Source organism: Burkholderia sp. L-4 (assembly GCF_056856535.1).
Genome location: NZ_JBXEOX010000001.1, coordinates 484,584 through 496,331, shown reverse-complemented (window position 1 = coordinate 496,331; position 11,748 = coordinate 484,584). Strand labels below are relative to the sequence as shown.

Below are 11,748 nucleotides of genomic sequence, written 5' to 3'. Positions count from 1 at the left end.
ACGACGGTACCGCGAACACATGTCACGCGCGTTGCCGCGGCGCAGCCGTCACGACTGCTCGTCGGGCCGCACGCCCAGCAGCTCGCGAATATGCGACAACGACCCGTCGTCCTTCACGACGCTCTCGAGCCACTTGTGCAGCGGCATGTCGGCCCATTCGGCCGCCTTGTCGGCGAGATACGCGACCGGGCTGTGCGGCTCGGTCTGGCGGAAATAGCGCGCGACCGCACGCAACTGGTCGACGGCCTGCGCGCGGTTCTGGATGCCGGCGATCATCTGCGTCACCGGAGGGAGCGGCGCGGTCTGCTGCTGCACGTGGGTCTCCTCGGTCTGGATCGAATTGCCGAACACCGGCTCGATGCGCTCGGGTTGCGCCTGCGGCGCCGCCTGCGTGTGCGGCGCGCTGCCCGTGTAGCCTTGCTCGCGCGCAAAACGCTCGGCGAGCCGGTACACGGTCTCGAACGCGTCGCGCGCCTGACGGAAGCTCGGCGCCGAATCGCCCGCGCGCTCGACGAGCCGCTCCTCGAACGCATCGAGCGCGAATTCGAACGCCTTCAGGTTCGCCAGCAACGTCGTGTAGAACGCGATCGGCGTCACGCGCCGCGACGAATCGATCTGGTCGAGCGACGGCTTGCCGCGCGCGATCTCGTCCGCGTGATCGGGGTCGCGCTTGATCGCCTGCGCGACGTGCTGCGCCACTTCCCAGTCGAGCGTGCTGAACGCGTTCGATGCACCGTCCGTCATCGGCACCGCGCGCAGCAGCTCGGCCGTGCGGCCGGAGAGCCATGCGACGTTGCCGAGCCGGTATTCGGTGTCCTCGCCTTCGGGCAGCGGGTGCACGGTGTCCCAGAACTCACGGCACAGGCCCTCGAGCAACGCATAACCGTCGGTGAGGCCGGTGAGGCCGTCCTCGAGCGCGAGTGCCTCGGTCAGCCACACGCCGAGCCGCAGGTCCTTCGTGCGCGTACGCAGCAGCACGCTTGCCTGATCGACGACGAAGCCCCAGTCGGCCTCCTTGATCTCGGTCACCCATTCGCCCTGGTCGAGCGTCGGATCGTCGTAGCGCCGCGCGTCCTGGATCGCGTCGAATTCGTTCGAAAACAGCAGGTCGTCGCCGCTGGGCGACGCGTCGCTGATCGGCGTCAGCAGCTCGGGAAGATTGATCGGCATGGTTTGGTCAGTTCATCAATGCTTGGACGTTGCGCGGCCGCGCTCATTCGACGGTGTACGCGAATTCGCCGGCCTCGTCCGCACGCACCGCGATACGCGCGATGGCTTCGCCGTCGGCGATCCGGCCGAGCACGTGGCCCGCGATCTCCGGCAGCAGCGTGCCGTTCAGGATATGGTCGACGTTGCGGGCGCCCGAGTCGACCTCGGTGCAGCGCGCAAGCACCGCCTCGACGAGCGACTCGTCCCATTCGAACGCGGCCTTGTGGTTCGCCTCGATCCGGCGGCGGATCCGTTCGAGCTTCAACTCGATGATCTCGGCCAGCACGTCGTCGGAAATCGGATAGTACGGCACGACCTTCATGCGCCCGAGAAACGCGGGCTTGAACGTCTTGTACAGCTGCGGGCGCAGCGTCTCGGCGAGCGCGTCCGGATCGGGCAGTTCCTCGGCCGGCTTGTTCAGGCACGCCTGCATCACCGCGGCCGACCCGACGTTCGACGTCAGGATGATCAGCGTGTTGCGGAAGTCGATCTCACGCCCTTCCGCATCGTCCATCGCGCCCTTGTCGAACACCTGGAAGAACATCTCGAGCACGTCGGGGTGCGCCTTCTCGACCTCGTCGAGCAGCACGACGGAATACGGGTTGCGGCGCACGGCCTCGGTCAGCACACCGCCTTCGCCATAACCGACGTAGCCGGGCGGCGAGCCTTTCAGGCCCGACACGCTGTGCGCTTCCTGGTACTCGCTCATGTTGATCGTGACCATCTTGCGTTCGCCGCCGTACAGGATGTCGGCCAGCGCGAGTGCCGTCTCGGTCTTGCCGACCCCCGACGGCCCGACGAACATGAACACGCCGCGCGGCTTGTTCGGATCCTCGAGGTTCGCGGTCGCGGTGCGCACGCGCTGCGCGATCGCGTCGAGCGCGTGATCCTGGCCGATCACGCGGGCGGTGAGCAGCGACTTCAGATTCAGGACGGTTCCGATCTCGTCCTTCACCATCCGGCCGAGCGGAATACCCGTCCACGCGGCGACGATCTCGGCGACGACATGGCCGTCGACCTGCAGCGGCACCATCGGCTCGCCGCCCTGCAGCGCATGCAGTGCCGCCACGCGTTCGGCGAGCTTGTCGCGGGTGGCCGGCACGTCGACCGGCTGGCCGTCTTCCGACGGGCCGCGCGCCTTGTCGAGCGTATCGCGCAGCTCGGTGATCTCGGCCACGATCGCACGCTCGGCTTCGTAGCGCGCATCGTCCTTCGCGAGTTGTTCGAGCGCCGTGTCGCGCGCACCACGCAGTTCGGCAAGCCGCTCGTCGTGCGGCGCTCCGCCGGCGGCCTCGCGCTCCAGCGACGCGATTTCCGCGTCGATCCGCTCGATCCGCTTCCTCGTGTCGTCGATCGCGGCCGGCGTCGCGCTGTGCGCGAGCGCGACCTTCGCGCACGCGGTGTCGAGCACGCTGATCGCCTTGTCGGGCAGCTGGCGGCCGCTGATGTAACGGTGCGACAGGCGCACGGCCTCGGTGATCGCATCGTCGAGGATCCGAACGTTGAAGTGCTTTTCCATCAGGCCCGACATCCCGCGCAGCATCGCGGCCGCGAGCGGCTCGCTCGGCTCCTCGACCTTCACGACCTGGAAGCGCCGCGCCAGCGCCGCGTCCTTCTCGAAGTACTTCTTGTATTCGCTCCACGTCGTCGCGGCGATCGTGCGCAACTCGCCGCGCGCCAGCGCCGGCTTGAGCAGGTTCGCCGCATCGTTCTGGCCGGCCTGGCCGCCCGCGCCGATGATCGTATGCGCTTCGTCGATGAACAGGATGATCGGATGCGCGCTCTTCTTCACTTCCTCGATCACGCTCTTCAGGCGGTTCTCGAACTCGCCCTTCACGCTCGCACCGGCCTGCAGCAGCCCCATGTCGAGCACGTGCAGCGCCACGCCGCGCAGCGGCGGCGGCACGTCGTCGGCCGCGATCCGCAGCGCGAGCCCCTCGACGACCGCGGTTTTGCCGACGCCGGCCTCGCCCGTCATGATCGGGTTGTTCTGGCGGCGGCGCATCAGGATGTCGATCGCCTGGCGGATCTCCGCTTCGCGGCCGATCACCGGATCGATCTTGCCGTCGCGCGCGCGCTGCGTGAGGTTGGTCGTGTACGTGTCGAGCGCGGGGGTCTTCGACGGGCCCGCCGCGGGTGCCGCACCGGCCTCGCTCGCCGCCGCGCCGCCGTCGTCCGTATCGGCCTGACGCGGCTCGGCCTCGCTCGACCCGGCCACGACGTCGTCGAACTTGTGCTTCAGGTCCGTCACGTTCACTTCCGCGAACTGGGACGACATCCGCTGCGCGAACTGCGCGAGATCCGGCGCGGTCAGCAGCGCGAGCAGCAGATGCCCCGAACGGATGCGGCCGAGCTGCGAATCGAGCGACGCGATCAGCCATGCCTGCTCGAACAGCGCGATCAGGTGCACGGAAAACACCGGCGTACGCGTGTTGCCGGTCTTCAGCCGCGTCAGCTCGCGTTCGAGATCGGCACGCAGCGCATGCGGATCGACGCGGCTCGCGCGCAGCGCGAGCGGCAGGTCGCCGGCGGGCTCCTCGAGCAACGCGAGGAACAGGTGCTCCAGATCGACCTCGTAATGGCCGCGCGCCAGGCACGCGCTCGCCGCGCGCTCGGTCGCGTGCCGGCACAGCGGATTCAGTTTCGTGATCAGGGTCTTCAGAGGCGTGCTCATGGCGTCGATCTCAGGTTCGATTGCGTGTTGTTGTCGTTCGGAATCAATGAATCACGTGCAGTTCGTAGCGTGCATCGGAGCGGTCCTCGATCGCGTCGCGCGTGCAAAGGAATGCATCCCAGCCGAGCCGCGAGCCCGCGCCCAGCACGCTCGCGCCGACCTCGGTGCGCTTCAGTACGAGCTTCACCTCGTATTCGAGCGTGACGCCGGCGAGCAGCGTCAGCATCCGCTCGAGCGCGACGGCGTGCGCGCCGCCAGGCAGGAAGGCCTCGTAATCGCGCTTGGACAGCGGACCGACGACGATCCGTGCGCGCATGTCGCGCTGCCAGACGCGTTCGCCGACGAGCGCCGTCGCGCCGAGCACCGCGTTGACTTCGCCGAGCACGCTCAACTGGTCGGGCGGCACGTCGTACCACTTGCCGACGAACTGGTCGATTTTCACCGGCACGCGGAAGTAATCGGACAGCGCGCGCTGCAGGTACGCGGCCGACATCGGCCGGTGCCGCGCGGCCAGCGCGTAACCGGCGACGGCTTCGTCGAGCACGCCGCCCGGGCCGGCCGCGAGGCTGTCGCGCACCTCGTCGCTCGGTACGCCCGCGATCGCGAGCAGCAGCGGCAGATAGCGCTCGTCGCGATCGAGCTCGTAATGGAACGGCAGCCGGTATTTCTTCCACGCCGCGTAGAACAGCGCGGTCGCGCGGTTCGAGAACACGTCGAAGAACGCGCGCGCCGCATGATCGCGCCGCAGGTACTCCCGCGCGACGATCTGCTCGGTGTAATGCAGCGGCAGCGCCCCCTGGCCGCCGAGCAGCCCGAAGAACGCGGGCGTCAGCTCGACGTGGCCGAGCTCGCCGGCCGCGAGCGCGGCGGTACGCTGCTCGCCCGAATCGAGCAGCGCGCCGCCGTCGTCGAACGAGCGCACGCCTTCGATCTCGCTCGGCGGAAAACCGAGCGACAGCGTATTGCGGAATTCGATGCGCTGCGCGACCACGTCGCCCTGCCGCCATGCGCCGGGCGCGTCCGACGCCTGCCGTGCGAACAGCCCTTCGAGCACGCGCACCGCCTGGAAGAATTCGAAGCGGTGCGGCTCGTCGAGCAGCGCGTCGACTACGCCAGGATCGATTCGCCGGTTCGGGGCTTGCATCGGATGATCTCCTCGCCGGTGCGCTTCGACACGACGACCAATTGAACGAAACTGTTGAGATGGACGTACAGCCCGAAGAAGCTGTCGAGCACGCGCACGAACGACGCGAGGCTCGCGCCGACGAAGTGCTCCTCGTCGATCGTGAGCCGGATCTCGATGCCGCGCACGAAGGTCGCGAACGGCTTGCCGGGCAGCCACTGCACGGCGCCGCGCTGCTCGACCCCGACGAGGCCGTCGATCTGGCGCATCGACACGGCCGTGCGCCGCAGGTCGTACAGCGTCAGCATTTCCTTCAGCGGCGCAAGGCCGTGCGCGACCAGCGACACGTGATTGAGCGCCAGATGCGACACGAGCCGCCAGTGCGCGGCGCGGCCGCGCTCGAAGCGCACGCTCTGCGTCGGGCGGCGCAGCATCGAAATGCCGCTCGTCTGCGCACCGCCCTCCTGGAACAGGTCGCCGCCCTCGAGGCCGAACGCGAGCATCGCCGGCAGATCGCGGTTCGTGCAGGTGAGGTCGAGGCTCAGCGTGTCGGTTTGCGGCGACGTCGGCTCGAAGTCGATATCGACGATCGAGATTTCGGTTTCGTAGCCGGGGCTCTTCTGCGCGACCCAGTCGTTGCGGCGCGCGAACCAGTAGTGGCCGATCCGCGCCGATTCACCATGATGCAGCGAGTAGAACGGCCGGAATTCGATCACCGACTCCTCGTGCGCCTGCTGCCTGACGAGCTTCACCGAGTCGATCGAGTACACCTCGTACGCGAACGCGCGCCGCGCCTCGGCGATCACCGGATACGACACCGCGCGATGCGTGACGCGGATCGGCTCGCCGTGCTGGCGGAACAGGTTGACGATCGGCGTGCAGAACAACCGGAAATGACTCGGCGTCAGCAGCTCGAGCAGCCGCGCGACGTGCGAATCGCTGCGCACGTCCTGCAGCACCAGATGCAGCGTCGCGCGCTGGCAGCGGCCCGACGCGCGCGTAATCGCCGCGAGGTCGAAATCGACGAAATCGAACTTGTCGGGGAACGCGAAGTATTCGGTGAGCAGGCGATACGCGGGATGCGATTTCGCCGGATAGTCGATCAGCGCGTCGTCTTCGTCGAAACCGGCTTGCGCGATCGGCAGCTTGCGCAGCGCGGTCCAGCGGCCGTTGCGTTCGGGCTCGACATACGCGCCCAGCACGTTGACGAACAGGCAGTCGGTAAGCGCGGCGACGAACGACTGCTCGCCGTGCAGGTGCGCGCGCAGCGTCGACAGCTTCAGCGCGCCGAGATCGAGCTGCGCGGCGAGCGATTCGAACGTGATCGAGATCACGCCCGTCGCGTTCGACGGCAGCACCGTCGCGCTCGGCGCGAGCGCGACCGGCGTGTATCGGGCCTCCGAAATGCGGATCGGCGCGAGCGTCACGTCGTAGGCGGTGCGAAACCGGCACTGCACGCCGCGGATCGGACGGCTCTTCAGCTCGGTGCCGCGCTCGATCACGACCGGTTCGGTCTGCTGGCCGGGCGAAGCTGGCGTGAACTGCGCGATCGAGCACGACGGGAACGGCCGCAGGTAGTGCGGATACAGCACTTCCAGCAGCGCTTCGGTGAACTCGGGGTAGTCGTCGTCGAGCTTCTTGTTGATGCGCGCGCCGAGCAGCGCGAACGACTCGATCATCCGCTCGACGTGTGGATCCTCGCAATGCTCGCCGGACAGCGCGAGCCGCGCCGCGATTTTCGGATAGCGTTCGGCGAAATCTCGCGAATAGCGCCGCAAAAACGATAATTCGCGCTCGTAATACGGCAGCAATTCTTCCATCGACGACCCCGAACCTCAATATTTCCTGCCGGACCTGATCAACCACCGGGCGGTCCGGCCCGCTCGGCGGCTTGATTTACTGCATTCTCGCGGCGCGTGCGCGCGTGACCGAATACTGCAGCGTCGACGGTTGCAGCATCGCGTCGAAACTCACCGGCTCTTCGGCCGGGTGCACGACGAGCAGCGCCTGGATCGCGAAATAGAGCGCGTTGGTGGCCTGCTCGTTCAGCTCGAACGTCACCTGCACCTGCTGCAGGCGCGGCTCATGGCGCGCGATGGCCTGCTGGATCGACTTGCAGATGAACGCGCGGTCGTAGTGGCTCGCGAGGCTCAGCCCCGCGAAGTCGTTCAGCCCGTAGGTCAGCACCGACTTCTGGCATTCGGGCAGCGCCGCCAGCTCGCTCTCGGTATGCGCGATACGCGTGTTGAGGATCGCCTCGACGTCGCGGGCGACCGTGTTCTTGAGCTCGTCCAGCGACAATTGCCGCATCGCTGCCGAGGCCGGCAGGTGCGGTTCGTCGTCGAACAGCTTGTCGAGAAAACTGGGTTCGAATCGTTTCATCAGCCGGCGTGCACAGCGAAAACGGCAACGGGACGCCGTGCGCCCCGTTGCCGCAACCGACCTTAGACCGCGTAGGTCTTGTCGTTCTTCGTCAGGCTCCAGGCGCCCTGCGTGTTGCCGCCCTGGTTGCCGCCGATCTTCTGCTGGGTCTGCTTCCACTGCACGGCTGCGTACTTCAGCGAGAACGTCTCGATCGGCAGGCCTTCCTCGCGGACGCTCGGCGCGATGCTCGAGATGATCACGTACTTGAGCTTGACTTCCAGATACTGCACGCGCTTGCCTTCACCGTCGGCGCGCGAGAAATGGATCGTCACTTCGTCGAACGTCGTGCCGCCCGACGCGTGCTGGTACAGCAGCGGGCTCGACGAATCGATTTCCTTCGAGAACACCATGTCGCCGTGTTCGCACCGCGTCTGCGTCAGGCCGCCGGCCGACGACGCCGTTGCCGAACGCGGCTGCACGATCGAGTGATCCCACGACTTCAGCTCAAGCCAGCCCTGATGGTCCTTGTCAGCCGACTCGCCCTTGACTGCCGGGCTACCAAATTGCAAGTGAATGTGTAACATGGCCCTTCTACTCCCCAAAGAGGTGGTTTTAACGTCCTACCCAGGCGGCCCGCCCGGGCGATTTTGCTCGCTTATGAATTTGCCGATTTGGGCAGATCAGCGACAAGTCGCAGAGAAATCGAGAGTTCGTCGAGCTGAAAGTGCGGGCGCAGGAATGCGACCGAACGATACGAGCCCGGCTTCCCCGGAATCTCCGACACTTGTATGGAAGCCTCGCGCAGCGGGAATTGCGCCTTCTGCTCCTGCGACGCGTTGTCGTCGAGCAGCACGTACTGCGAAATCCACCGGTTGAGGAATGTTTCCACGTTCTGCGCCGAGGCGAAGCTGCCGATCTTGTCCCGCATCATTGCCTTCAGGTAGTGCGCAACACGCGATACCGAGAAGATGTATTGAAGCTGGGCGGACAGGACGGCGTTCGCGTTGGCGCTGTCGGTGCTGTATTTCTTCGCTTTCTGCACCGACTGCGCGGCGAAGAACGCGGCGTAATCGGAATTCTTGCAATGGACGAGCGGGATGAAACCGAGGTCGCTCAGTTCCTTCTCGCGGCGATCGGTGATCGCGATCTCGGTCGGGCACTTCAGCGCGACTTCGCCGTCGTCCGTCTTGAACGTGTGGGTCGGCAGATCCTCGACGAGGCCGCCGCCTTCGACGCCGCGAATCGCCGCGCACCAGCCGAAGTCGTCGAATGCAGCCGTCAGGCGGGCTGCGAAGGCCCACGCCGCGTTGCACCACAGGTACTTGTCGTGCTCGGTGCCGTCGACGTCCTCGACGAAGTTGAAGCGCTCCGCGGTCTGGCCGTCCTTCGGATTGAACGGCAGGCGGCCGAGGAAGCGCGGCAGCGTCAGGCCGACGTAGCGCGAATCCTCCGAGTCGCGGAACGACTTCCACTTCGCGTATTCGACCGTGTCGAATACCTTCGCGAGATCGCGCGGCTTGCCGAGGTCGGCGAACGACTCGAGGCCGAGCAGCTCGGGCGACGCCGACGCGATGAACGGCGCATGGGCAGCCGCCGCGACACGCGACATCTGCTCGATGAAGTACAGGTCTTCCGGCTGGCGCGAGATCTCGTAATCGCCGATCAGCGCACCGAACGGCGAGCCGCCGAACGTGCCGAATTCTTCTTCATAGACCTTCTTGAACAGCGCGCTCTGGTCGAACTCGCTCGCGCCCTTGAAGTCGCGCACGAGGTCGCGCTTGGGCGCGTGCAGCGCCTTGATCTTGATCGTCTGGCCCGTGTTGCTTTCCTTGACCAGGTAGTCCATCCCGCGCCACGTGCTCTCGAGGCGCTGGAATTCCGGCGCGTGCATCACCGCGGAAAGCTGCGTGGAGATCAGGCGGTCGAGTTCCGCGACGCGCGCGTCGATCGTGGCCGACAGGTTGTCCGACACGATCACCGTGCCGTCGAGCACCTGGTGCGCGAGTTCGCCGATCAGGTCCTTCGCGCGGGCATGCTCGGAATCGGATTTCGCGACCTTGCTCTTCTCGACGATGTCGTCGAGCAGCGAAGTCCCGGCGGCGTATTCCGCGCCGCTCGCTTGGGCCGCAGCCGTTTGCTGGTTCATCTCAACACTCCGTCGTCATTCGCCGTCTTTGTCGCCGCCGGTGCCCTTCGCGAGCTCCTGCAGCTGCTGCGTGTTCTTCAGCACCTCGGACAGCAGATCCTCGAGCTTGTCGTTGCCGGCGAGCTTGTTGCGCAGGTCGGCGAGCTTCGAGCGCGCCTCGAGCAGGCGGCGCAGCGGCTCGACCTGTTCGACGACTTCGTCCGGGCTGAAATCCGACAGCGAGCGGAACTTCAGGTCGACCGCGAACTTGCCGCCTTCCGGGCTCAGGCGGTTTTCCACCTGGAACGCGGCACGCGGCTCGATCGCCTTCATCACGTCGTCGAAATTGTCGCGGTCGATGTTGACGAATTTGCGGTCGCGCAGCTTCGGCTGCTCGATTTCGGACTGGCCCGCCAGATCGCCGACGACCCCGACGACGAACGGCAGTTCCTTCACCTCGATCGCATCGCCCTTCTCGACCTCGTAGGTCAGCTGGACGCGCGGCGGCCGAATTTTCTGCAAGCTTTTCTGAATGCTTTCTTTCTTGGCCATCTCGACGGCTCCCAGGTTAGTTGTGGTTATCGCGTCAGTTGCGGTTTCAGTTGCGCAGTGCGCCGAACGGATCGGCGCTGCCCTTTTGCGGCGTGGCGGGCGGCGTCGGCGTGGTGGCTGCCGCCGCTTCGGCGGCCGGTGCGGCAACGCCCTTCGGACGATGGACGACGCGGCGCGGCGGGCGCGGCTTCACGACCTTCGTTTCAGGCGGGAACAGCGCCGATTCGCCGAGCGTGTCGCGCAGCTGCTTCGCGAGCGCCTGCGCATCGGACTTCGCGTCGCCCGCGAGCGACGCATCCTGGCGCAGCTCGCCGAGCGACTGCGTCGCGATCCGCAGGCCGGCCACGGCCAGCACGCTCTTCGCCTGACGGTCGGTCGCGTCGCGTTGCAGCGCTTCCTGCGCGGCAACGATTGCCTGGCCGTAGTGGTTCTGTGCGAACTGGATTTGCGCAATGCGCGACCACGGCTCCTCGCGCGTCGGATCCGACTTCGCGAGTTGCTGGTAAAGGCCGAGCGCCTTGTCCTGGTCCCCCGCCTTCGCAACGGCGTCTGCATCGGCCAGCGACTTGTTGAACACCTCGGCAGTCGGCGGCGCGGGAGGCTGGCTCGCACAACCGGCGATCACGCCGCAAGCCACTACTACCCCAGACAGTTTTGCGAAGAGACGGTCTTTCATCGTTATTTCCACCGGCGCGTGAGTTTTAAATCGTTGAGAATCTGGTTCTTTTGCTTTGCAAGAAGCGCGCGGGTATAGTACCGATCAATTTTTCATAATTCAATCGTCGTGTGAAGAGTAATTCCTTTTAAAACCGGGCGCTACCCCCTCGAATGGCCTATCGCCGCAGGCCCGCGGCGGTTTTTCTTTCGGCCGGAATGCGCAAGTTTTACTGGTCGCACGACGCGCCGCCCGGGCGGCGGAAAAAATTTCCGGATGCCCGCCGAGACGCCGGCGCGCTTAATAGTTGAACAATGTAACGCCGGGGATTCGCAGCGATCGCGGAAATACCTGGCAGTCTTGACAGGGATAAAGGCGGCACGCCGGAAACACATGAGATCGTCCATGATTCGCTACGCGCTGCCGCTGGTTGCGTGCGCCCTGCTGGCCGGATGCGCGGCCGCCCCGCTGCTCGGCTCGGCCGCGAGCGCCGTGATGTCCGCGGCCGGCATCGGCAAGCCCGAGGTGCCCGACGCGCAAAAGCCGCCGCGCAACCTCGGCATCACGCTCGCCGCGGCGCCGAACCTGAATGCCGCGACCGACAACAAGCCGCTCGCGCTCGTCGTGCGGCTCTATACGCTGAAGGACCCGACGTCGTTCCAGCAAGCGCCGTTCGACGCCTTCACCGATCCGACCAAGGAAAAGGCCGCACTCGGCGCCGACCTGCTGAACGTACGTGAAATCACGCTGATTCCGGGCCAGCGCTATACGGCGACCGAGAAGGTTTCGCGCGAGGCGCAGGCGTTCGGCATCGTCGCGCTGTTCCGCGATCCCGCACTCCAGCGATGGAAACTGACGTTCGATCCGGTGAAGTCGGAGAAATCCGGCATAATCATCGGCCTGCATAATTGCGCGATGACGGTCACCGATGGCACCGTCATTGCACCGCAGCAGGGTGCGCCGTCACAACCGCTGAATATGCTGTCTTCAGTGTCCTGCGGTTAAACATGTCGCACGAATGTCAATTAACAAGAGTTAACAATTGG

At 66.0% G+C, this 11,748-nt stretch carries 10 protein-coding genes; 1 reads left to right on the top strand and 9 read right to left on the bottom strand.

The window, feature by feature from the left end; genetic code table 11:
- Positions 1–48 precede the first annotated feature (48 nt).
- The 9 genes from tssA to AC1VVG_RS02350 all read right to left on the bottom strand — a co-directional run bounded on the left by tssA (position 49) and on the right by AC1VVG_RS02350 (position 10,723).
- On the bottom strand, positions 49–1,170 hold the full coding sequence (gene tssA / locus AC1VVG_RS02390) for a type VI secretion system protein TssA (protein WP_482835224.1): 1,122 nt from the start codon (positions 1,168–1,170) through the stop codon (positions 49–51).
- 43 nt (positions 1,171–1,213) lie between these two features.
- Positions 1,214–3,883, bottom strand: coding sequence for a type VI secretion system ATPase TssH (gene tssH / locus AC1VVG_RS02385; RefSeq protein WP_343727701.1), 2,670 nt, complete (start codon positions 3,881–3,883; stop codon positions 1,214–1,216).
- A gap of 43 nt (positions 3,884–3,926) precedes the next feature.
- Positions 3,927–5,027, bottom strand: coding sequence for a type VI secretion system baseplate subunit TssG (tssG, locus tag AC1VVG_RS02380; protein WP_034187522.1), 1,101 nt, complete (start codon positions 5,025–5,027; stop codon positions 3,927–3,929).
- On the bottom strand, positions 4,991–6,826 hold the full coding sequence (gene tssF / locus AC1VVG_RS02375; RefSeq protein WP_034187523.1) for a type VI secretion system baseplate subunit TssF: 1,836 nt from the start codon (positions 6,824–6,826) through the stop codon (positions 4,991–4,993). Before tssF ends, tssG begins: the two co-directional genes overlap by 37 nt.
- Before the next feature lie 76 nt (positions 6,827–6,902).
- On the bottom strand, positions 6,903–7,388 hold the full coding sequence (gene tssE, locus AC1VVG_RS02370; protein ID WP_034187524.1) for a type VI secretion system baseplate subunit TssE: 486 nt from the start codon (positions 7,386–7,388) through the stop codon (positions 6,903–6,905).
- Positions 7,389–7,450: 62 nt separating this feature from the next.
- Entirely contained in the window at positions 7,451–7,954 is a 504-nt protein-coding gene (locus tag AC1VVG_RS02365; RefSeq protein WP_034187525.1) for an Hcp family type VI secretion system effector, read from the bottom strand.
- 71 nt (positions 7,955–8,025) lie between these two features.
- The gene (tssC, locus tag AC1VVG_RS02360) at positions 8,026–9,516 is read right to left on the bottom strand and encodes a type VI secretion system contractile sheath large subunit (protein ID WP_034187526.1); all 1,491 of its coding nucleotides are present in this window, start codon (positions 9,514–9,516) and stop codon (positions 8,026–8,028) included.
- A 15-nt stretch (positions 9,517–9,531) separates the two neighbouring features.
- Positions 9,532–10,047, bottom strand: a complete 516-nt coding sequence (gene tssB, locus AC1VVG_RS02355) for a type VI secretion system contractile sheath small subunit (RefSeq protein WP_006484395.1) — start codon at positions 10,045–10,047, stop codon at positions 9,532–9,534.
- 46 nt (positions 10,048–10,093) lie between these two features.
- Positions 10,094–10,723: a tetratricopeptide repeat protein gene (locus AC1VVG_RS02350; protein ID WP_034187527.1), complete on the bottom strand. Its 630-nt coding sequence runs from the start codon at positions 10,721–10,723 to the stop codon at positions 10,094–10,096.
- 372 nt (positions 10,724–11,095) lie between these two features.
- On the opposite strand from AC1VVG_RS02350, the gene tssJ reads away from it, so the two are divergent.
- Positions 11,096–11,707, top strand: a complete 612-nt coding sequence (gene tssJ / locus AC1VVG_RS02345; protein ID WP_034187528.1) for a type VI secretion system lipoprotein TssJ — start codon at positions 11,096–11,098, stop codon at positions 11,705–11,707.
- Positions 11,708–11,748: the final 41 nt, after the last annotated feature.